Origin of the sequence: Kiloniella laminariae DSM 19542 (genome assembly GCF_000374005.1) — a bacterium.
Classification (GTDB): domain Bacteria; phylum Pseudomonadota; class Alphaproteobacteria; order Kiloniellales; family Kiloniellaceae; genus Kiloniella; species Kiloniella laminariae.
On the sequence record NZ_KB893136.1, the window covers coordinates 90705 to 111753 of the forward strand.

The window sequence follows — 21049 nt, forward strand, 5'->3', positions numbered from 1 at the left end:
GAAAATATTTCGGATAAAATCACTGATTACAGAATCGGATAAAATCACTGATTACAGAAAGAGATCATCAGATCTCAAACTTCATGTCCTGGGCTAATCAAACAACGCGTCGATATCGTCCTGGGTAATGCCTTCGTTGGCTGCAGCAGGACCATTCATAAGCTGGTCGTCGCCATCGCGTCCATCCTCAACCCCGACAGGCAAATCGACAAAGGCTTCAACCCCCCAGATATTAATCATGGAAACAATCCGGTCCTCGATAAACCGGAGGGTATTGATGATCTTGGTCATACGTTGACCGGTAATGTCCTGAAAATTGGATGCTTCGAGGATTGTTATAACGTTTCCAGCAATTTTCTCACAAGCCGTCTGTACATCTGAATCGTCATGAAGAAGACCGGATAGTTCATTGACAATATGCTCTATCTTTTCGTTTGCATCCAGAATTGCATTTGTCGCGGTCTCTGTCGCCAGCACAATGGCATCCAGTTCATTGGTCGATTTGGCAAAAGGATTGTCGGCATCGTCAGGATGTTTGATAGCCGCGATTTCTTTTTTGGTTTTGCCAATCATTCTGACCATCTGGGCAATCTCAAGACGCACATCTTCCGCGTCATTGAAACTCTTGGCTGCAGCAGATGCCTCGGCAGCAGGTGCGCGCGGTACAGAATTTGACTGTCTCAGCGCCGTTATTTCCTGGCGAAGTTCGTTGATCGCCTCAAAAAGATGCATATTCGAAACAACAGCATCAGGTGCTAATCCCCTGCGGAGACGAACACCCCGTTCAGCTGCATATTCCTTCTTAGGCTCAATCGTACTCATATTCAGGCTCCAACAAATACCCCCAAAATCGTTGCTTACCTTAAATCAACAAACTTAATGATTTATTGAATAGCGACAAAATAGTGCAAAAAATCGATAAAAAATTTGACCAATTGAACAAAATTTTTAATTTAACAAGAACGATTGGTTGAATATTCCGGTCTTTTAGATCAACATATCCGCCGGACTCCGGTGTGAATCCGGTAACGACAACTTTTTAAATGAAAAATAACAGGGATGGGACTTTCACAATGAAGAAGCTGTTCCAGACGGCTGCTGCGTCATTCATTGCTATGGCTGCTGCAACCTCTTATGCAGATGAAATCAAACCTGCCGTTGTCTTCGACATGGGCGGCAAGTTCGATAAATCTTTTAACGAAGGCGTCTACAACGGTGTCGAAAAATTCAAATCCGAAACCGGGATTGAATATAAAGAATTTGAGGTGACAAATCCCTCACAGCGCGAGCAGGCTATTCGCAAAATGGCCCAGCGTGGTTCCAACCCTATCATTGGTGTTGGTTTTGCCCAGGAAGCAGCGATCGCAAAAGTTGCTCAGGAATATCCTGATATACACTTTACGATTATTGATGCCGTCGTCGATCTCCCCAACGTGCAATCCGTTGTCTTTAAAGAACATGAAGGATCTTTCCTCGTTGGTGTTCTTGCAGCAATGGCTTCTGAAACCAATACCGTCGGCTTTATTGGTGGGATGGATATTCCGCTGATCCAGAAGTTTGCCTGCGGTTATGCACAGGGCGCGAAATATGTCAAAGGAGACGCCAGTGTCCTGAGTAACATGACGGGCACCACTCCCTCCGCCTGGAATGACCCGGGCAAAGGCAGTGAATTGGCCAAGAGTCAGTTTGACCGCGGGGCAGACGTTATCTTTGCTGCAGCCGGGGGAACAGGAATCGGTGTATACCAGGCTGCCAAAGATGCCGGAAAACTGGCAATTGGTGTTGATTCAAACCAGAACCACCTTCAGCCCGGCACCATGCTGACTTCCATGACAAAACAGGTTGATGTTGCTGCCTATAATACCTTCAAGACAGCAATGGAAGGCACCTGGAAACCAGGGATTCTTTCCCTTGGCCTGGCTGAGAACGGTGTGGATTGGGCGCTTGATGATAACAACAAATCTTTGATCACCGATGCAATGACAGCCAAGGTGAAAGAGGCACGCGAAGAGATTGTTGCCGGAAAGATATCTGTTCACGATTACATGGAAGACAACAGCTGTCCTTCCCTGTAATTGCTGATTTATCCGTAACCATAATATTAGGTTTCGCATGACTGTTGAACAGATCGCGACCAGCAGGTCTGACGTGGCGGGGGGGCAAACAGCCCCCCCAACCACAAGTAAAACCCCAGCTATCGAACTCAAGAGCATAAGCAAGAGTTTCGGTCCGGTAAAAGCCAATCAGAATGTCGACCTGAAAGTTCTCCCGGGAACCATCCACGGCATCATCGGTGAAAATGGCGCCGGAAAATCAACCTTGATGAGCATCCTCTACGGCTTTTACGAAGCCGATAGCGGAGATATATTCATCAATGGAAAGAAACAGGATATTCGTTCCTCAAAAGACGCGATATCTGCCGGAATCGGTATGGTTCACCAGCATTTTATGCTCGTGGAAACCTTTACCGTTCTCGAAAATGTCATGCTCGGCGCCGAAGGTGGCAGCCTGCTGAACAAAAGCAGTATTTCAGCCCGGGATGAACTGCTCAGGCTCTCGCAGGAATACAGCCTTGCTGTTGACCCGGACGCCTTGATTGGGGAGCTTCCTGTCGGCCTGCAACAGCGTGTGGAAATCCTCAAGGCGTTATATCGGGGAGCAGAAATTCTTATCCTTGATGAACCGACAGGAGTTCTGACCCCACAGGAAACAGAACAGCTTTTCAAAATTCTCGATATCCTGCGCAGCCGTGGGGTCAGTATTATCCTGATCACACACAAACTGCAGGAGATCATGGCGATTACGGATCGGGTATCGGTTATGCGTGCCGGAACCATGGTTTCTGAGCGCGAAACCAAAGATACGTCAAAAAACGAGCTCGCAGAACTGATGGTGGGCCGGAAAGTTTTGCTTGAAGTCACCAAAGCCGATGCCACACCACAGGAAACCTTGCTGGAAGCAAAAGAAATAAGCTATCGCGATGAAGATGGCATCCTGCGACTGGACAATGTATCGCTCTCTCTTCGCGCCGGAGAAATTGTTGGAATAGCCGGTGTTTCCGGTAATGGCCAAACAGAGCTTCTTGCAGCTCTGAGCGGTATCTGTCCGCTCCATCAGGGCAGTATTACCATTGGAGATCGGGAGATTACCCCCCAGACCCCGAGTTCAGCCAAAGAGATCAGAGAGTTTGGCGTTGCACATGTTCCGGAAGATCGTCACCGGATGGGAATGGTTACAGCTTTCGATGCGAAAGAAGTGGCAATCATGGGCTATCATGATGACAGCTCCTATAACGGCACCTTTCTGATGAACACAAAAGCTGTCGAAAACCATTGTCGCCAGCTGATGCAGGACTACGATGTCCGCCCTGAAGATCCCAATTTGAAATCAGCCAATTTCTCTGGTGGCAACCAGCAGAAGCTGGTACTGGCCCGGGAAATGGACCGTGCACCAAAAATCTTGCTGGTCGGGCAGCCCACCCGCGGGGTGGATATCGGCGCAATCGAGTTTATCCACAAAAATCTTATAAAAATGCGGGATACTGGCAGCGCCATTCTTCTGGTCTCTGTCGAACTGGAAGAAGTCCTTTCCCTCAGCGACCGCATTATCGTGATGTTTGAAGGACGAATTGTGGGTGACGTTAGTGCCAAGGATGCAGATGCTTGCCAGTTGGGATTGTTAATGGGCAATGCAGGTGAGGAAGGAACAGGAACCCCCTCAGATAATGCGGTAGTAACAGGGGAGGTTTCTCGATGAGCAGTCCAAACAAAACTCTGCCGGGCTGGATTGATATTGGATTAATACCACTGATCAACATCGCCCTCGCTTTTCTGGTTTCAGGATTTGTAATCTGGCTGATCGGGGAAGACCCCATCGAAGCAGTCAAGATTATGATCAATGGTGCCTTCGGTTATGACGAGGCTCTGGGCTATACACTCTACTATACCACAAACTTTATCTTTACCGGGCTGGCCGTCGCGGTGGCTTTTCACGCCAGCCTGTTCAATATCGGCGGTGAAGGGCAAGCCTATATAGGTGGTTTGGGCGTTGGGCTTTTATGCCTTTTGCTTGATCAGTATGTTCCCTTGTGGGTGATTTTACCACTGGCCATCATTGCCTCAGGTCTCTTCGGTGCAGCCTGGGCTTATGTACCCGCTTATCTTCAGGCCTATCGCGGCAGCCACATTGTTATCACCACCATCATGTTCAACTTCATCGCCGCTGCCTTGATGAATTACCTTCTGGTCAATGTTCTGATTGCTCGTGGATCGGGATCGCCTGAAAGCCGTGTTTTTGAGGAAACAGCCTGGCTACCCTTCATGCACGAAATTTTTGCCTGGTTTGGAGCCGAAATAACTCGAAGCCCCCTCAACTTGTCAATCGTTCTGGCTGGCTTTGCCTCTATTTTTGTCTGGTTCTTTATCTGGCACACCCGCTGGGGTTACGCCATCCGTATGCTGGGACACAATGAAAACGCCGCACAGTACAGTGGCATAGATACCAAGCGTGTGATTATCGGGACCATGTGTCTTTCTGGGGCTCTGGCCAGCTTTGTCGGCATAAACGAAATCATGGGCGTACATCATCGCATCTTGCTGGAATTCACAGCGGGTTACGGCTTCACGGGTATTGCCGTTTCGCTTATGGGCCGGAACCATCCGGTGGGTATCATTATCGCTAGCCTACTGTTTGGCGCCCTCTATCAGGGAGGCGCAGAACTGGCTTTTGAAATACCAACGATCCAGAAAGAAATGATAACAACAATTCAAGGACTTGTTATCCTTTTTTGCGGTGCGCTTGCTTTTATGATCAGACCAACACTGGAACGGATTTTCAGCAACTTCACCCAAGAAAACAAGACAGCGGTAGTGGAGTAAGACAATGGACGATTTTTTTCTCCTTTCCCTTTCCACCCTCGACTCAACTCTGAGGCTTTCCACGCCATTGATCCTCTGTGCAATGGCCGGAATTTTTTCAGAAAGATCCGGTATCATTGATATCGGACTGGAAGGAAAACTGCTTGCCGGTGCCTTTGCAGCTGCAGCTATGGCTGCCTACAGCGGGTCAGCAATGCTTGGTCTCATCGCCGCCATTATCACGTCTATTTCCATGGCTTTACTTCATGGTTTTGCCTGTATCACGCACAAAGGCAACCAGGTCGTCAGCGGTCTCGCGATCAATATACTCGCCTCTGGACTAACGGTTACCTTTGGCATTGCCTGGTTCCATCAGGGTGGGCAGACCCCCAATCTCAGCGGTGACGCCCGCTTCTCTCCCATCACCTTCCCCGGTGCAGAGATGATCAGAGAGATCCCGTTTTTCGGACCAATTTATACCGAATTGCTGAGCGGTCACAATCTTCTGGTCTATGTAGCCTTCCTTGCAGTTCCCCTCACCTGGTGGGTGCTTTACAAAACGCGCTTTGGTTTACGTTTGCGGGCCGTCGGTGAAAACCCTCAGGCTGTGGATACCGCCGGGATCTCCGTGACATTCCTCCGTTACAGAGCAGTGATTTGTGCCGGAATTCTTTGCGGTATTGCAGGGGCCTACCTCTCGACTGCCCACAATGCTGCTTTTGGCCGCGAGATGTCTGCCGGACAAGGATACATCGCGCTTGCCGCTATGATCTTTGGCAAATGGCGCCCGGTTCCGGGACTGTTGGCTTGTCTTCTTTTTGGCTTTCTCAATGCTCTCGCCTTCCGTCTGGAGGGGGTTTCCGTCCCTGGTATTGGGCAAATTCCAGTACAATTGATGCAGTCTCTTCCTTATGTACTCACCGTTATTCTTCTGGCTGGTTTCATCGGCAAGGCCATCGCGCCCAAAGCCATTGGCCGTCCCTATGTGAAGGAGCGATAGAATGACCGAAGACGACATTCTCTCAACCCTCAAGGAAGACATGAAACGGGCTTACGCCCCCTATTCAAAATTTCATGTCTCTTCAGTCATCATCAGCAAAAGCGGGAAAAGCTATCGCGGCTGTAATGTCGAGAATGCAGCCTATCCACTTGGAACCTGTGCTGAAGCTGGCGCCATAGCCTCCATGGTTCAGGGCGGAGACCAAGAGATAGACGAGATCTATGTCATGGGATCAGGCGACGCCCTGGTCACGCCTTGCGGTGGCTGCCGGCAGAAAATCCGGGAGTTTTCCACGCAGAAAACCCGTATCCATGTCTGTGGCCCTGAAGGTATTCGAAAAAGCTACAGCATGGATGATCTGCTCCCCGATTCATTTGGCCCTCATAATCTGACACATGACTGATATTACAAAATCAACAGAAATTATCCGTTCAGCCCTGCAGGGAATGAAACCCCAGGTCGCCATTGTTCTTGGATCCGGCCTGGGACCTCTTGTCGAAGCCGTCGAGAACCCTACCACTCTGTCGTATGAAGACCTGCCCGGTTTTCCACGCCCTTCAGTCGAAGGACACAGTGGATCTCTGACTCTGGGGCGGATCAATGGTATTGATCTGCTCGTTTTTCAGGGCCGTAGCCATTATTATGAAAATGGTAACGCCAGTGGCATGCTGACTGTAATCGAGGTAATCCGCGCCCTTGGATGCGCTCAGCTGATATTAACCAACGCCGCAGGCAGTTTGAATAAAGACGCGGGCCCTGGCAGTCTGATGCTGATTACAGATCATATCAACTATTCAGGCTTGTCTCCCTTGATCGGTGCCAGAGGAAATGATCGCTTTGTCGATCTCACGGATGCCTATGATCCGTCAATCCGGAGGCGTCTGAAACATACGGCCCAGGAACAGCAACTGCCCCTGCACGAAGGGGTTTATATGTGGTTCTCTGGCCCTAACTTTGAAACTCCGGCGGAAATCCGTGCGGCAGGCATTTTAGGGGCCGATGCTGTCGGGATGTCTACGGTACCCGAAGTCATTCTGGCCCGTCGGGCTGGTATCCCGACAGCAGCCCTTTCGATTATCACCAATTATGGTGCAGGGATGAGCGACACAGCACTGACCCATGAGCAGACCATGCGCAATGCAAAGGTTGCTGCAGAAAATCTGATCAAGTTGATCAGCTGTTACCTCAAGGATCTAGGAAACACAAATGACTGATACTGCAAAACTGGCCCTGGGCCTGCTTGATCTCACCAGCCTCTCCGCGGACGACACAAAAGAAAGTATTCGTACGCTCTGTGCAAAGGCCGTGACCCCTTTTGCACATGTTGCAGCCGTTTGTGTCTACCCGCAGTTCCTTTCTGTATGCCGTGAATCCCTTGAAAATACTGGCGTTAATTTTGCTGCAGTATCAAATTTTCCTGCCGGAAACGAAGGTCTTGAATCTGCAGTCCATCAAACCCGGAAAATTATCGCCTTGGGCGGCAACGAAGTTGATGTCGTTGTGCCTTATCAAGAGTGGATTGCCGGAAACAAAACCAGTTCTCCGGATCTGGTAAAGGCCTGCAAGGACGTTTGTGGAAGCGATGTTTCCCTTAAGGTAATTCTTGAAAGCGGCACTTTTGCCAATCAAGCCGAACTTTATGAATTAAGCCAAGCTGTCATCTCTGCCGGGGCCGATTTCATCAAGACTTCTACTGGCAAAACAGATGTTTCAGCAACTCTGGAAGCCGCCAGGACAATGCTCGAGGCTGTTCGTGACAGCGGAGCAGTCTGTGGGTTCAAGGCATCTGGTGGTATTCGCACCCATGCCCAAGCGCTTGAATACATGGAACTGGCCACAACAATCATGGGTGAGAACTGGATTACTCCAGCGACATTCCGCTTTGGGGCCAGTGGTCTTCTGGATGATCTCCTGTCTGTCCTTGGACACAAGGGGCAAGCAGCAGATCAGGGCGGCTATTGATGTATCTTCCCCAGGAGATTATTCGAAAAAAACGGGAAGGTGAAAGCCTGACCACCGAGGAAATCTCTTTCTTTGTCCAGGGAATTACCAACGAAAATATCAGTGAAGGGCAAATAGCTGCTCTGGGCATGGCAATTTTCTTCAAAGGCATGTCTCTTCCGGAAACCATTGATCTGACAAGGGCCATGATAACCTCAGGCCAGACGATTACCTGGCAGGAGCTCTCAAGTCTGGGGCCCGTTCTGGACAAACATTCCACTGGTGGCGTTGGCGACAAGTTAAGCCTGATGCTTGCCCCGATTATAGCGGCCTGTGGCGGTTTTGTTCCGATGATTTCTGGGCGTGGGCTCGGTCATACCGGCGGGACGCTGGATAAATTGGACGCCATTCCCGGATACAAAACAGACGTCAGTATCGAACACTTCAAGAAAACGACCCGTGAGGCAGGTTGTGCAATCGTCGGGCAGACAGCCAACCTTGCACCGGCAGATAAACGCTTCTATGCGATCCGGGACATAACAGCCACTGTCGAATCCATTCCCCTGATCACGGCCTCTATTCTCTCAAAAAAACTTTCTGCTGGTCTGCAAGGACTGGTCATGGATGTAAAAACCGGCAGTGGTGCCTTTGCCAAGTCGTTCGAAATGGCTGAAGCTCTTGCTCAGAGTATTACTGATGTGGCCGCCGGTGCGGGACTGCCAACTTGTGCCCTGATCACTGATATGAATCAGGTTTTGGGCACAACAGCTGGAAACGCTCTGGAGGTCCACGAGGCTGTTGCCTACCTTTCCGGGCAAAACCACCATGGCCACCAGCACGAGATTATTAATGCCCTTTGCCGCGAGCTTCTTCTTATTGGCGGTCTGGCCCAGTCTGCCCAGGAAGCTGAAGACAAAATCAGAAGGGTTCTTGAAACAGGTGCAGCACGTACAAAGTTTGATCAAATGATATCTGGTCTGGGTGGCCCAAAAGATTTCAGCTCGACAGTGGACAAACACCTGGTCAAGGCAGCTGTAGAAATGGATGTATTCATGCCGGAAGAGGGGTATCTTGGCTCCATGGACAGCCGGATGATCGGGCTTGCCGTCGTGTCTCTTGGGGGGGGAAGAACCACATCAGGGCAGCAGATCGACCATTCGGTTGGCTTCAGCCATATCCAGCCTGTCGGCACAAAAATTGACCCGCGCCAGCCATTGGCCCGTGTTCATGCCCAAACAAGAGAAGCAGCTGAAACCGCTGCCCAAAACTACTGTTCTTCACTTACCCTAACGGATACTTGTCCTGTGCTAACGGCACCTGTTTTAAAAAAAATACAGAGTTAAAAAATGGCCCGAGCCTTTATCCTTCTTCTCGACTCCTTTGGTATTGGCGGAGCCCCCGATGCCAATATTTTTGGCGATGAGGGCGCAGACACCCTCGGCCATATCGCAAGGGAATGCGCAGCTGACAGAGCAGACAAATCCGGCTTGAGAGCCGGGCCTTTGACCCTGCCTGTTATGGAGTCCCTAGGTCTTGGCCTGGCTGCCAGGACCAGCACAGGCCTCTTGCCAGAAGGTTTTTCCTCCACACTGCCTCCCCCCAATTCTCTCTTCGGCTGTGCCAGTGAGATCAGCAATGGCAAGGACACACCAAGCGGCCATTGGGAAATAGCAGGTGTCCCCGTTGCCTTTGACTGGGGATACTTTCCCAATAAACGGCCCTGCTTTGACCAGAAACTGATCTCTGACATTATAGCCAAAGCCAAACTCCCCGGTATTCTGGGAAACTGCCATGCCTCAGGCACAGAGATCATCCAAGAGTTTGGCACCGAACACGTGGCCAGTGGCAAGCCGATCCTCTACACCTCTGCCGATAGTGTTATTCAGGTTGCCGCGCATGAAACAAGCTTTGGCCTTGAGCGCCTGCTGGATCTCTGCCTGATCATACGGGAACTGGTCGATGAGCTGAATATCGGCCGGGTCATTGCCCGCCCCTTTGTCGGGGATGATTCAAAAACCTTCACTCGCACGGGTAACCGACGGGATTTTAGTGTTTTGCCCCCTGCCCCGACCTTGCTGGATCATGTGAAGGCTGCCGGGCGCGAAATGATCGCCATTGGCAAGATTGGTGATATCTATGCCCATCAAGGGCCGACACAGGTAATCAAAGCCAGCGGCCATGACCAACTGTTCGAAAAAACCATGGTGCAGATCCGCTCCGCACCGGAAGGGTCATTGACTTTCACAAACTTTGTCGACTTTGACAGCCTCTATGGTCATCGACGGGATGTAATCGGCTATGCAGCTGCTCTGGAAGATTTTGATCGCAAACTTGCGACTTTACTGCCTGAACTGAAAAAGGGCGATCTGGTAATACTTACTGCCGATCACGGCTGTGATCCCACCTGGACTGGAAGCGACCACACCCGGGAGAACATCCCCATCCTGGCATTTGGCCCCGGATTACCCACAGGTAATATCGGGAAACGCAACACCTTTGCCGATATCGGACAGTCTGTCGCCAAATTTCTGGATGTTCCCCCCTTAACAAGCGGACAGTCTTTTATCTAGACTTTGCATCCCCGTGCAAAGGCACAAGAGAAAACACCAAGAGAAAACATATGGTTTTAAAAGCAGAAATCCACAGTCATCTTGAAGGTACAGCCTCTCCTGCCCTGGTCAGGAAACTTGCCGACCGGCATGGCATGACACTTCCTGACAGCCTTTTCACCAACAAAGACAGCTTCCGCTGGACCACTTTCCTCGAATTTCTCAAAGCCTACGACATGGCCAGCGCTGTCATCAGAACCCCCGAAGATTATCGGGATGTCACCTATGATTACCTCAAACGTTGCGCCGAAGAAGATGCCATCTATGTCGAAGTGATGTCATCACCCGACCATGCTGCCATGGCCGGAATGGCATATCAGGATCATCTCGACGGAATTGTCCAAGGTATAACAGATGCAACAAACGACTTCGGAATCGAAGGTCGGATTATTGTTACCTGCGTACGTCACCTTGGCCCTGATCAGGCAGAAAAAGTAGCCCTCCAGACAGTTGCCGCCCCTCACCCTCTGGTGGTTGGTTTTGGCATGGGAGGAGATGAAAATGCCCACCATCCCTCTGATTTTGCCTGGGCCTTCAACATTGCCCACGAAGCTGGGCTCTTGTGTAATGTCCATGCCGGAGAAATGGCTGGTCCGGAAAGTGTTATCGCGGCCCTTGATCATTTACCCGTCAAACGGATCGGTCACGGGGTAAGGTCGATTGAAGACCCGGATCTGGTTAAAAGACTGATTGAGGAGGACATCACTCTTGAAGTTTGCCCCGGCAGTAATATTGCCCTTGGTGTTTTTCCTGATTTTAACAACCATTCTTTCCTTAAGCTCCGGAAAGCAGGTGTCAAGGTAACCCTGAATTCCGATGATGCTCCCTATTTTGAGACTTCGATCGGAAGGGAATATCTTATCGCACGCGAACATTTTGGACTTTCTGATGATGAACTGCTCAATCTGACTCGTACATCAATCGAAAATTCTTTCGCAGATCAAAAGACCAAGCTAAAACTGCTGGCTCGTCTCCAAAGTACTTAAATAATTCTGAACACAGGTTTCCTGCGAATGGCAAAACTCTATTTCTATTATTCCTCCATGAATGCCGGGAAATCGACAGTCCTGCTCCAGTCGAGCTACAACTACCAGGAACGCGGCATGGGAACCTTGCTCTTCACCGCCGCTCTGGACGACCGTTACGGTACCGGGAAAATATCATCCCGTATCGGCCTTCAGGCAGAAGCCCTTATATATAGTCGCCAGGATGATCTGTTTGAAATGGCACGCGCAGAAGTTGCCAAACGACAGATCAGCTGTGTTTTCATCGATGAATCTCAGTTCCTGACCAAAGAGCAGGTATTTCAGGTCAGTGAAATTGTCGATTGCCTGGACATTCCTGTCCTTGCCTATGGCCTGCGCACAGATTTTCAGGGAAACCTGTTTGAAGGCAGCGAACGCTTGCTGGCCTGGGCTGATGTGCTACATGAACTCAAAACAATTTGTCATTGTGGCCGCAAGGCCACCATGGTGATGCGAGTTGATGAACAGGGCGAGCCGATCCGGGAAGGAAGCCAGGTCGAAATTGGCGGAAATGACCGCTATGTCCCGGTTTGTAGAAAGCATTTTAAAGAAGAGGTCCTTCAGCTGTCGCCGTCGCCCTTTGACTATCCTGTGAACAGGGTCCGATAATCTGAAACACCCCAGAGACCTACTAACCGGAAGTAGAGCCCGGAATTTATTTTTCTCATTTAGCTAAAATTAATAACTGGCTCACTAATCTATAACTCCAATGGCTTTCCAAGCTCTTCATTTCATCATGGAGAGTTTCATATTATCATATATAGGTCAGAGAAACAGGCATGAGCATCGTCGTTCAAAGCTCTTTGAGAAGGTTTGGTCGAAGTGCTGTTCTGCTTTATGTTACCCTGGCTTTTCTTCTAATTTTCTCTTTTGTTGGTATTACGCTCAAACTCGAGCAGAATGCTGTTCTGCAGCAAGAGCAGGTTTTTAATGAACAGCAATTTCTGCAAACACAAATTGCTGCGCAAGCATTTCAGCAAACTGTGGATGATATCCTTCGCTTCTCTCTTGAACTCGAAAATCATTTCGACATCGATATCCTGAATGAAGATATAACGCCAGGTCATCTGGATTCAGTTTTTTTACAAAGTCACGACTTCCAAAAAGAGATCCTTGGAATCCTGATTTATAATAGGCAACAAACTCTTCGTCTAAGCACACTGGATGAGAAAAAAAACAGTAACCTCTCCCTCATAGAGGCGACGGTTAATGCCTGGATAAGACAAAACTGGACCGCTCTCAGCTCCCCGGAAATTTCTTCAATCGTTCCCGCGTTTCATGTCACAAAAACCGAACAGTTTTTTGCTATTCTTCGCCCCGTTCGTCGAGCTGGTCTGTTAACAGCTGTTTCTGTTACCCTCGCCGACCTCTCCTATATGTCCCAACAGTACATCAAACCCCTGCGCTCGGGAGAATATGGCGCTGCATTCATGTTAAACGGGCAAGGTCTTGTGATTTATGACCACGAAACAGAAATCATAGGCCGGAGTATTTTTGATGATTTGCACAAGGCATATCCGGATCTCCAGCGCATTGACCAACGTCTTGTAACCGAACCATCCGGCCAGTACGCATACTATTTCTCTGTTTCCCGTCAGGATAGTCAGAAAATCGTCAGAAAACTGATTTCCTGGCACAGCATCAACATCGATACGCGTCAGCTCGTCATTGCCCTTTCCGCTCCCGACACTGAAATCACACGCCCAATTGAACTATTACGTCAGCAAGCAATTATACTCGCCCTCCTCCTTTCCTTTGGATTAATGGTAATTATCGCACTCTTTTTCAAACGAGACCTTCACACTCTACGGCGAACAGTAAAGCAACTCGACGCGGAACTGAAATTGCGTAACCAGGCATTAAACAAGGCAGAAAAAAATTACATCGAGATGATTGAGAATGCTGCTATCGGCATATACCGGACCACACCAGACGGACGGCTGCTCCAGGCAAACCCCTACCTTGTCCGTTTGAACAGCTGTGAAAGCGAAAAAGAGCTCATCCTCCTTGCAAACTTCAATGATGATCACTGGTATAAAGATAAAGACAGACGCCTTGAATTTAAACAGGAGATGGACAAGGAAGGCTATGTCGAAGGTTTTGTTTCCCAGATCAAAAGCCTGAAAAACCGGGAAGATAAATGGGTCAGCGAAACTGCCCGTGCTGTCAGAGATGAAGAGGGTAATATACTCTTTTATGAAGGCACCATGCTGGATGTCACACATCTGGTCCATACCGAAGAAGCCCGGAACAAAAGCGATGCCAACTTGCGCGCTCATATTACAGCGATGCCTGATCTTGGTATCATCTACTCGCGCAAGGGAGATGTAATTGACATCTACGGTGATCAAAATCTGCTCTTCCTGAAGAAAGAACAGATGATCGGGCGAAACCTGACGGAAATGGCTGGCAGCAAGGCCGTTGAACTCTGGATGGGTATCATTGGTAAAACCATCGCAACCGAGAAGGTTCAAAACCTGGAATACTTTATGCCAATGGATGGTGCACCCCGATGGTTTGAAGCACGTTCAGCGCTCATTATTGACAAGGAAAATACCTGTCCCAGTGTTGTCATCTTAATACGCGACATAACCCAGCGACACCTTGATCAGGAAGCTCTGGTCACCGCTCTTGAAAATGCCGATCTTGCGAACAGGTCAAAATCAGAATTCCTGGCAAACATGAGCCATGAATTAAGGACTCCGCTGAATGCCATCTTGGGCTATTCAGAAATTATGGAACAACAGCTTCTTGGTCCGCTCGAAAATAAAAAATACCTGGGTTATGTCTCAGATATTCACAGCAGCGGGGCGCTGCTGCTTGAAATAATCAATGATATTCTCGATCTCTCCAAAATCGAGGCTGGACGTTATAGCCTGGAAGAAGAAAACATCAATCTTGCTGAAGTGGTTGAGCAGACCAACCGGATCATCAAGGGAACGGCTGCAGAAAAAAGATTGGAATTTGATACAAACCGTATCCCGGCTTTTATCCTCTATGCCGATGCCAGAGCCCTTAAACAAATTCTTTTAAATCTCCTGTCCAATGCCATCAAGTTCACTCCTGCAGGTGGCCGGGTCACCCTTTCAGCCAGTCAGGAAGAAGTCGGGGTTCAAATAAAGGTAACCGATACAGGGATAGGAATGGAGCCCAAAGACATCGTCAGAATCTTTGAGCCTTTCTTCCGGGTTGGACAGACAATGACGACAGAAGCATCCGGTACAGGTATTGGCCTGGCTCTGACCAGAAAACTGGTAGAATTTCATCAAGGCACCCTTGAAATACAAAGTACAATTGATGAAGGTACCACTGCGACAGTTACTCTGCCCCTCGCCCGTTTGATCGGAAGAGGATAAAATTAACAGGCCTGAACTTCTGGAAACTTTCTGGAAAGGATTTGGTGCAATAATAGAATCCAGATCAGAAGAAATCTGATCACAAGCTCACACACAGTGTTAGAGCCCCAATTTACACTAAAGAGTTTAACCCGTTATTTAACTTCGGGAGAATGACAATCATGGAATGGCTGGCCCTCTTACCCTTCATCTGCCTTCTTGGCTATCTTTTGCTTTCTGTCCAAAAAGAACCCATTCCCTGCCGGATAAAAACCCGAAGCTCTTCCCGAAAATAAGATTTATCCACTAACCCCAAGAAGCGGGATCAGTACTTCTACAGGAAGTGATTTGGTTCCGCTTCCTTTGCGTTATCCTCGTTTATTATAGAAACAGATATAACGAGATCCCGTGTTTTTCGTCCCTATTCTTCCTGATTTTTTTGTTCAGAGGATCTTGACTTTTTCACTGATTCACCTAAATACCGCTCATCGTTTTACATTTGTTATGTGTTACTTCAATAGCCGACAGGCCGATTTGCTGAGTTATCCCCTGACAGTGTGAGCGCTACCCAAAGCGTGTTGAAAATAATCACACACGCAGATACTAACCTCCTGTTAGAGGAATTATGACCATGACTATTGGTGTCGTTAAATTTTTCAACCCGACTAAAGGCTACGGTTTTATCGAGCCCGAAGATGGTTCCAAAGATGCATTCGTTCACATTTCTGCTGTTGAACGTGCTGGCCTGAGCACTCTCAATGAAGGACAGAAAGTTTCCTATGAACTGGAAACTGGCAAAAACGGAAAAGCTTCTGCCGAGAACCTGTCTATCGTTGAATAAGGTCTCCAGAGAACCTGTTTCATAAAACAACGGCCCCGGATGAAAATCTGGGGCCGTTGTTACTTCAAGCAATGTAATCTGTTCGGGAAATCAATCGGGAATAACCGCTGTTGTTTCAATTTCTAATTTTGCCCGATCTTCCATAAAGGCACTAACCTCGACCACCGCCATTACAGGATAGTGGCGACCGATAACCTCCCGATAAGCTTCGCCAACCGCTTTGAGCGATGAAAGATACTCCTGTTTATCCCGGATAAACCATGTCATCCGCACAATATGTTCGGGTTTTGCCTCAGCTTCTTTAAGAACTGCAACAATATTCTGAAGTGCCTGGCGAAACTGGACAGCAAAATCATCACTCTCGAACTCTTCTTTTTCATTCCAGCCGATAATTCCTGCCAGATAAACCGTTTGTCCCCGCGCCGCAATTATCCCGTTACTATAGCCTTTGGCCACCGGCCATCCCGGAGGTTGAAGTTGTCGATGCACAGTCCCGGTCATTTGCTTTCCTCTAAATACTTTTTCATCGAAGACAAGATAGGTTCAGGCCAGATCCTGGCCTTGCTGGTGGTCATATCAACACAAACAAGAGTGATCTTGCTTGTGCAGCGTACTTCGTTGTTACAAACAGCCTCTATAGTACAGTTCACACTGCTTTTACCGATCGCTGTAATCTTGAGACCAAAGACCACAAGATCTTCCAGCCTGCTCATGGCCTTAAACTCGGTCTCCATTCGAACCGTTGGAACCGCGATCTTCTGATGGAGATGCATCTGGTGAAAACTGCTGCCAATAACCTGCTCAAACCACTCTTCAATTGTCAGGTTAAACATCTCGAAATAGCGGGGATAAAAAACAATCCCGGCAGGGTCGCAATGCTGAAAACGGATGGTAACCGGAAGTTTAAAAGCCATCATACCCCCAGATACTGATCACGAAGATCGTTCGTAAGCGCGGCAGGACGCCCGGTCCAGACACTGCGCCCTTTCTCCAGAATGACACAGCTGTCCGCAAGCGGTAACAGCTCGGAAAGTGTCTTGTCTACCACCAGTAAAGATTGTCCTTCGCCCTTCAATCTACGTATGGCAGACCAGATTTCCTGCCGAATAACTGGCGCCAATCCCTCGGTAGCTTCATCCAGGATCAGGAGCTTTGGATTGGTCATCAATGCCCGACCGATTGCCAACATCTGCTGTTCCCCGCCAGAAAGCGTATCGGCCATCTGCCCGGCACGCTCTCCCAGCCGTGGAAACAGCGACACAACCTTTGCATAATCCCAAGCACCCGATCGTGCCGTCGCAACCAGATTTTCGTAAACAGTCAAACTGGCAAAACAGCGACGCCCTTCCGGAACCAGGCCTATCCCGGATCGCGCAGCCTGAAAACTGCGCAGTCCAGTCAGATCCTGCCCGTCAAAAACAATGTGTCCTCTTTTCGCAGGAGTCAGGCGACAGATCGAACGGATGGTCGTGGATTTGCCCATACCGTTACGTCCCATCAGAGCAACCAGTTCTCCGGCTGCGACCGAGAGGTCCACACCAAACAATGCTTGGGACGGTCCGTAATAGGTTTCTATTTGAGAAACTTCCAACATCATTCTTCCGTCCCCAGATATGCTTCCCGAACAACCGGATCACGTCGGATCATATCTGCGCTGCCCTGCGCAATAATTTGTCCATAAACCAGAACCGAGATCCGATCAGCCAGACGGAAAACCGCATCCATATCGTGCTCAACCAGCAGAATCGGTACTTCCTGTTTAAGTTCTTCCAGAAACCCGGTCAGTCTTTCTGATCCCCCTGCCCCCATCCCCGCCATCGGCTCATCTAGAAGAAGAACTTTGGGTTTAAGAGCCAGCGCACAGGCCACTTCGACCTGACGCCGTTCACCATGGGAAAGCTCTGCAACCGGAACATCTGCCCGGGGCAAGAGCCCGACCCGGGCAAGAACTTTTTCTGTCGCCTCCAACTGTTCCAGATCCCTGTCTGTCTGTTTCCAGAAACTGAAACTGGTCCCGGTTACGGCCTGGCTGGCCATCATCACATTACGCCGTACTGACAGTGGCATAGCCAGGGAAGAAATCTGGAAACAACGGCCCAGTCCTCTTTTTGCCCTGGCCGCGATACTCAAACCGGTTACATTTTCCTGGCCGAGATAAATATGGCCGGAATCTGGGGATAATCCGCCAGAGATTTGGGCAATCAGTGTCGATTTTCCAGCCCCGTTTGGTCCGATTAACGCATGAATTTCGCCAGGTTTAAGATCAAGGGTTACATCATCCGTTGCCTTCAGAGCACCAAAGCTTTTTCGCAGCTTTTCAATACGCAAAACCGCTTCAGTCATGGCGAGACCTCCCGGCAAGAAGCCCAATTAATCCACCATTGGCAAACAACACAACACTCAAAAGAATCAAACCGAGAAAGAACTGCCAGTGCTGGGTAAATCCTCCAATGAACGTCTCCAGCAAGACAAAGACAACTGCCCCCGCCACGGGACCAAAGAGCCTGCCGACACCACCGAGAATAACAATCACCATGAGTTCTCCCGAATGATGCCAACTCAACATACTTGGACTGACAAAACCATTCAGATCTGCAAATAACGCCCCGGCCCCGCTGGTAATCATTGCGGAAAGCACAAAGGCGGTCAGACGGATCGGAAAGGGTTCGACGCCAGAGGTTGCCAGGCGTACCTCATTCAGCCGTGCCATGGTCAGGGCCGCACCAAAGCGAGACCCCATAAGTCTTCTGGTGAAAAAAATCGAGAGCATAAGAGAAAAAAAGCAAATCCCGAAAAAGATGAGAGGATCTGAAGTATCGAGAGAAAACAGACTGTTACGAACATAAATTGACAATCCATCTTCACCGCCATAGGTGGGAAAGGAGATGGCAAAATAATAAATCATCTGGGCAAAAGCCAGGGTGATCATGATGAAGTAGACCCCCTGGGTCCGCAGGCTGATCACGCCAATAAATGCCGCGGCAAGCCCTGCCACAAGAACAGCAACCAGCCATATCACAGGCATCTGGTCACTGCCGGGAATCCCCCCAATGAAATAGGAACCATCAAAAGCATGATAGGCAGCAACGCCTGCAACATAGCCTCCCAGACCAAAGAATGCTGCATGGCCAAAACTGATAAGCCCCCCGAAACCCAAAGCAAGGTTAAGCCCCACAGCGGCCATGGCAATGATAACCACCCGGGAAGCAAGGCTTACATAATAGGGCTCATCAAGCAGGCTGGCGCAGAGCGGAGCCAGCGCCAGTAACAACACCAGAACCGAGTTGATCCAGCTTTCACGACTGAGTTTACGCATTTGCAGGGAACAATCCTTTTGGTTTCACCGCCAAAACCACGGCCATAAGAAGATAGATCAGCATTGATGCCAAAGCAGAACCCACACTGGTCGCATCCGCGTTATCAAGTATCAGGCTAAACAGGCTCGGCAGGAAAATTCGCCCCATCGTATCAACAACACCGACGAGCAGAGCCCCGACCAGAGCTCCTTTGATTGAGCCAATGCCTCCGATTACAATCACGACAAAAGCCAGGATCAACATCGGTTCTCCCATGCCGACCTGTACTGATTGCAACACCCCCAACAAGGATCCAGCCAATCCGGCAAGAACTGCTCCAACCGCAAATACAAAGGTATAAAGCGCTGAAATATTCACACCGAGTGCCCCGATCATTTCCCGGTCATTTTCACCCGCCCGGATACGCATGCCAATTCGGGTCCGGGAAATCAGAAGATACAGCCCGATAGCAATAAGAATACCTACGAGGATAATCATCAAACGATAGAGCGGATAGGTCACTCCCCCCGGAAGAGATACAGATCCACCAAGCAGATCAGGCATATCAAGCCAGAGTGGAGATGCTCCAAAAATCCAGCTGGTTCCTTCTGAAAAAATCAGGATCAAGGCAAAAGTTGCCAAAACCTGATCCAGGTGATCTCTGTCATAAAGTCTGCGGATCACGACCAGCTCGATAATGGCGCCCATAACTCCCGCTCCCAGGGCTCCAGCCAGAAGCCCGACCCAGAAAGATCCTGTGATCCCTGCCACATAGGCACAGATAAAAGCTCCCATCATATAGAGAGATCCGTGAGACAGATTGATCAACCCCATGACCCCGAAAACCAGAGTCAGCCCAGAAGCCATTGTAAACAGCATGACGCCCAGCTGAACTCCGTTCAGGAGCTGCTCCAAAACCAGTGCAATACTCATAAAAACTTCCCCTTGTGATGCATTCTCCCGCCCATTTTTTTGAGCGGGAGCACACACCAGTGCTTACATTTTGCACTCGGATGCATAGGCATCCTGAAGGTTTTCAATCGCAATACCAGCCAGTTTGTTGGTTGGTTTGCCGTCGGCACCAGCAACAACTTCCCGAATATAGATGTTCTGAATCGGATGGTTGTTTGAACCAAATTTAAATGCCCCCCGGACAGATTCAAACTCGGCTGCTTTCAATGCTGCCCGAAATGCTTCAGCATCGGAAGGAGCTGCCTTGGCAAGGGCAGAGAGCATCAGATTGGCGGTATCAAACCCCTGAGAAGCATAGAGTGTAGGTGTCCGGCCATATTTTTCTTTGAAGCTCTTAACAAAAGCCACATTGGCGGCGTTATCCATATCATGCGCCCACTGGGACGTATTTTTCACGCCAATAGCCGCATCACCAACCGCCCCCAGAATAACCTCGTCAAACGAGAAAGCAGGGCCGAAGACAGGTAACCCGACCTCTGCGCCACCATACTGTTTCATGAAAGAAATCCCCATCCCGCCAGGCAGGAAGAAGAAAACGCTGTCCGCTTTGGACGCTTTGATCTGGGCGATTTCAGCCGCATAATCGGTCTGACCAAGCTTGGTAAAAAGCTCTCCCTCAACATCGCCATAATATGATTTGAATCCAGTAAGGGCATCCACACCGGCAGGGTAATTCGGGGCAATAATAAAGGGAGCTTTCAAGCCTTCCTTCTTCATGTAGGCACCCATGGCCTCATGCAGGTTATTATTCTGCCAGGCAACGTTAAAATAATTCTCGTTGCAAAGCTTTCCAGCCAGGGCAGAAGGGCCGGCATTGGGAGAGAGATAGATTGTTCCATCCCGGACCACCTCAGGGATCACTGCCATCGCCAAATTGGACCAGATAATTCCGGTGAGGATGTCTACCTTTTCTTTCTGCAACATCTCATTCGCCAGCGACTTGGCCAGTTCCGGCTTGCGGGCATCATCGCGGATTATCACCTCGACATCGCTTTTTGACTGCTCGATCGCCAGCATAAAACCATCGCGCACATCAATACCAAGATGCGATCCACCACCGGATAATGTTGTAATCATTCCTACCTTGGTTTCTGCCAGAGCAGATACCGCCGTCATTGACGTTGCGGCCATGAGGGCCAAAACCCCCGCACTCACAAATCTTTTCATTCTCGTC

General features: G+C 49.4%; 21 protein-coding genes. 13 read left to right on the forward strand and 8 right to left on the reverse strand.

What is annotated here, in order from left to right; genetic code table 11:
* Positions 1 to 93: 93 nt before the first annotated feature.
* Entirely contained in the window at positions 94 to 822 is a 729-nt protein-coding gene (locus tag B152_RS0107895; RefSeq protein ID WP_026261377.1) for a protein phosphatase CheZ, read from the reverse strand.
* 251 nt (positions 823 to 1073) lie between these two features.
* Between B152_RS0107895 and B152_RS0107900 the strand changes: the two genes are divergently transcribed.
* The 13 genes from B152_RS0107900 (at position 1074) to B152_RS0107965 (ending at position 15607) form a co-directional block, all read left to right on the forward strand.
* Positions 1074 to 2075, forward strand: coding sequence for a BMP family lipoprotein (locus tag B152_RS0107900; protein WP_020591865.1), 1002 nt, complete (start codon positions 1074 to 1076; stop codon positions 2073 to 2075).
* Between the two features lie 37 nt (positions 2076 to 2112).
* Complete coding sequence (locus tag B152_RS0107905) at positions 2113 to 3756, forward strand: ABC transporter ATP-binding protein (protein WP_020591866.1); 1644 nt, start codon at positions 2113 to 2115, stop codon at positions 3754 to 3756.
* Positions 3753 to 4877 carry an ABC transporter permease gene (locus B152_RS0107910; protein ID WP_020591867.1) on the forward strand — a complete coding sequence of 375 codons (1125 nt, stop codon included), beginning with the start codon at positions 3753 to 3755 and terminating at the stop codon, positions 4875 to 4877. Before B152_RS0107905 ends, B152_RS0107910 begins: the two co-directional genes overlap by 4 nt.
* A gap of 4 nt (positions 4878 to 4881) precedes the next feature.
* Positions 4882 to 5856: an ABC transporter permease gene (locus B152_RS0107915; protein ID WP_020591868.1), complete on the forward strand. Its 975-nt coding sequence runs from the start codon at positions 4882 to 4884 to the stop codon at positions 5854 to 5856.
* Position 5857: 1 nt separating this feature from the next.
* On the forward strand, positions 5858 to 6259 hold the full coding sequence (gene cdd, locus B152_RS0107920) for a cytidine deaminase (RefSeq protein ID WP_020591869.1): 402 nt from the start codon (positions 5858 to 5860) through the stop codon (positions 6257 to 6259).
* Complete coding sequence (locus B152_RS0107925) at positions 6252 to 7070, forward strand: purine-nucleoside phosphorylase (RefSeq protein ID WP_020591870.1); 819 nt, start codon at positions 6252 to 6254, stop codon at positions 7068 to 7070. Before cdd ends, B152_RS0107925 begins: the two co-directional genes overlap by 8 nt.
* A complete protein-coding gene (gene deoC, locus B152_RS0107930) occupies positions 7063 to 7818 on the forward strand; it encodes a deoxyribose-phosphate aldolase (protein WP_020591871.1) in 756 nt (251 codons plus the stop codon). Before B152_RS0107925 ends, deoC begins: the two co-directional genes overlap by 8 nt.
* Complete coding sequence (gene deoA / locus B152_RS0107935; protein WP_020591872.1) at positions 7818 to 9140, forward strand: thymidine phosphorylase; 1323 nt, start codon at positions 7818 to 7820, stop codon at positions 9138 to 9140. Before deoC ends, deoA begins: the two co-directional genes overlap by 1 nt.
* A gap of 3 nt (positions 9141 to 9143) precedes the next feature.
* On the forward strand, positions 9144 to 10367 hold the full coding sequence (locus B152_RS0107940) for a phosphopentomutase (protein WP_020591873.1): 1224 nt from the start codon (positions 9144 to 9146) through the stop codon (positions 10365 to 10367).
* Positions 10368 to 10417: 50 nt separating this feature from the next.
* Positions 10418 to 11392 (forward strand): adenosine deaminase, encoded by a 975-nt coding sequence (locus B152_RS0107945; protein WP_020591874.1) that lies wholly within the window; start codon positions 10418 to 10420, stop codon positions 11390 to 11392.
* A gap of 27 nt (positions 11393 to 11419) precedes the next feature.
* The gene (locus B152_RS0107950) at positions 11420 to 12040 is read left to right on the forward strand and encodes a thymidine kinase (protein WP_020591875.1); all 621 of its coding nucleotides are present in this window, start codon (positions 11420 to 11422) and stop codon (positions 12038 to 12040) included.
* Between the two features lie 170 nt (positions 12041 to 12210).
* Entirely contained in the window at positions 12211 to 14787 is a 2577-nt protein-coding gene (locus B152_RS25210; protein WP_020591876.1) for an ATP-binding protein, read from the forward strand.
* 610 nt (positions 14788 to 15397) lie between these two features.
* Positions 15398 to 15607 carry a cold-shock protein gene (locus tag B152_RS0107965; RefSeq protein WP_020591878.1) on the forward strand — a complete coding sequence of 70 codons (210 nt, stop codon included), beginning with the start codon at positions 15398 to 15400 and terminating at the stop codon, positions 15605 to 15607.
* Positions 15608 to 15697: 90 nt separating this feature from the next.
* Here B152_RS0107965 and B152_RS0107970 read toward each other — a convergent pair whose 3' ends face one another.
* The 7 genes from B152_RS0107970 to B152_RS0108000 form a co-directional block, all read right to left on the reverse strand.
* Positions 15698 to 16108: a RidA family protein gene (locus tag B152_RS0107970; RefSeq protein WP_020591879.1), complete on the reverse strand. Its 411-nt coding sequence runs from the start codon at positions 16106 to 16108 to the stop codon at positions 15698 to 15700.
* Positions 16105 to 16521 carry an acyl-CoA thioesterase gene (locus B152_RS0107975; RefSeq protein ID WP_020591880.1) on the reverse strand — a complete coding sequence of 139 codons (417 nt, stop codon included), beginning with the start codon at positions 16519 to 16521 and terminating at the stop codon, positions 16105 to 16107. The genes B152_RS0107970 and B152_RS0107975 overlap by 4 nt, the downstream gene beginning before the upstream one ends.
* Positions 16521 to 17204, reverse strand: coding sequence for an ATP-binding cassette domain-containing protein (locus B152_RS0107980; protein ID WP_020591881.1), 684 nt, complete (start codon positions 17202 to 17204; stop codon positions 16521 to 16523). The genes B152_RS0107975 and B152_RS0107980 overlap by 1 nt, the downstream gene beginning before the upstream one ends.
* Positions 17201 to 17950 (reverse strand): ABC transporter ATP-binding protein, encoded by a 750-nt coding sequence (locus B152_RS0107985; protein ID WP_020591882.1) that lies wholly within the window; start codon positions 17948 to 17950, stop codon positions 17201 to 17203. Before B152_RS0107985 ends, B152_RS0107980 begins: the two co-directional genes overlap by 4 nt.
* A complete protein-coding gene (locus tag B152_RS0107990) occupies positions 17943 to 18923 on the reverse strand; it encodes a branched-chain amino acid ABC transporter permease (RefSeq protein ID WP_020591883.1) in 981 nt (326 codons plus the stop codon). The genes B152_RS0107985 and B152_RS0107990 overlap by 8 nt, the downstream gene beginning before the upstream one ends.
* Entirely contained in the window at positions 18916 to 19836 is a 921-nt protein-coding gene (locus B152_RS0107995; RefSeq protein WP_020591884.1) for a branched-chain amino acid ABC transporter permease, read from the reverse strand. The genes B152_RS0107990 and B152_RS0107995 overlap by 8 nt, the downstream gene beginning before the upstream one ends.
* Positions 19837 to 19899: 63 nt before the next feature.
* On the reverse strand, positions 19900 to 21042 hold the full coding sequence (locus B152_RS0108000; protein WP_020591885.1) for an ABC transporter substrate-binding protein: 1143 nt from the start codon (positions 21040 to 21042) through the stop codon (positions 19900 to 19902).
* Between the last annotated feature and the right edge of the window lie 7 nt (positions 21043 to 21049).

Bases quoted from the DNA above. Each gene is read 5' to 3' on its own strand.
- B152_RS0107995 (WP_020591884.1), bottom strand. From the start codon at position 19,836: ATGAGTATTGCACTGGTTTTGGAGCAGCTCCTGAACGGAGTTCAGCTG.
- B152_RS0107905 (WP_020591866.1), top strand. From the start codon at position 2,113: ATGACTGTTGAACAGATCGCGACCAGCAGGTCTGACGTGGCGGGGGGG.
- B152_RS0107910 (WP_020591867.1), top strand. From the start codon at position 3,753: ATGAGCAGTCCAAACAAAACTCTGCCGGGCTGGATTGATATTGGATTA.
- cdd (WP_020591869.1), top strand. From the start codon at position 5,858: ATGACCGAAGACGACATTCTCTCAACCCTCAAGGAAGACATGAAACGG.
- B152_RS0107990 (WP_020591883.1), bottom strand. From the start codon at position 18,923: ATGCGTAAACTCAGTCGTGAAAGCTGGATCAACTCGGTTCTGGTGTTG.
- B152_RS0107970 (WP_020591879.1), bottom strand. From the start codon at position 16,108: ATGACCGGGACTGTGCATCGACAACTTCAACCTCCGGGATGGCCGGTG.
- B152_RS0107965 (WP_020591878.1), top strand. From the start codon at position 15,398: ATGACTATTGGTGTCGTTAAATTTTTCAACCCGACTAAAGGCTACGGT.
- B152_RS25210 (WP_020591876.1), top strand. From the start codon at position 12,211: ATGAGCATCGTCGTTCAAAGCTCTTTGAGAAGGTTTGGTCGAAGTGCT.
- B152_RS0107900 (WP_020591865.1), top strand. From the start codon at position 1,074: ATGAAGAAGCTGTTCCAGACGGCTGCTGCGTCATTCATTGCTATGGCT.
- B152_RS0107915 (WP_020591868.1), top strand. From the start codon at position 4,882: ATGGACGATTTTTTTCTCCTTTCCCTTTCCACCCTCGACTCAACTCTG.
- B152_RS0107985 (WP_020591882.1), bottom strand. From the start codon at position 17,950: ATGACTGAAGCGGTTTTGCGTATTGAAAAGCTGCGAAAAAGCTTTGGT.
- B152_RS0108000 (WP_020591885.1), bottom strand. From the start codon at position 21,042: ATGAAAAGATTTGTGAGTGCGGGGGTTTTGGCCCTCATGGCCGCAACG.
- deoC (WP_020591871.1), top strand. From the start codon at position 7,063: ATGACTGATACTGCAAAACTGGCCCTGGGCCTGCTTGATCTCACCAGC.
- B152_RS0107950 (WP_020591875.1), top strand. From the start codon at position 11,420: ATGGCAAAACTCTATTTCTATTATTCCTCCATGAATGCCGGGAAATCG.
- B152_RS0107925 (WP_020591870.1), top strand. From the start codon at position 6,252: ATGACTGATATTACAAAATCAACAGAAATTATCCGTTCAGCCCTGCAG.
- B152_RS0107975 (WP_020591880.1), bottom strand. From the start codon at position 16,521: ATGGCTTTTAAACTTCCGGTTACCATCCGTTTTCAGCATTGCGACCCT.
- B152_RS0107940 (WP_020591873.1), top strand. From the start codon at position 9,144: ATGGCCCGAGCCTTTATCCTTCTTCTCGACTCCTTTGGTATTGGCGGA.
- deoA (WP_020591872.1), top strand. From the start codon at position 7,818: ATGTATCTTCCCCAGGAGATTATTCGAAAAAAACGGGAAGGTGAAAGC.
- B152_RS0107895 (WP_026261377.1), bottom strand. From the start codon at position 822: ATGAGTACGATTGAGCCTAAGAAGGAATATGCAGCTGAACGGGGTGTT.
- B152_RS0107945 (WP_020591874.1), top strand. From the start codon at position 10,418: ATGGTTTTAAAAGCAGAAATCCACAGTCATCTTGAAGGTACAGCCTCT.
- B152_RS0107980 (WP_020591881.1), bottom strand. From the start codon at position 17,204: ATGATGTTGGAAGTTTCTCAAATAGAAACCTATTACGGACCGTCCCAA.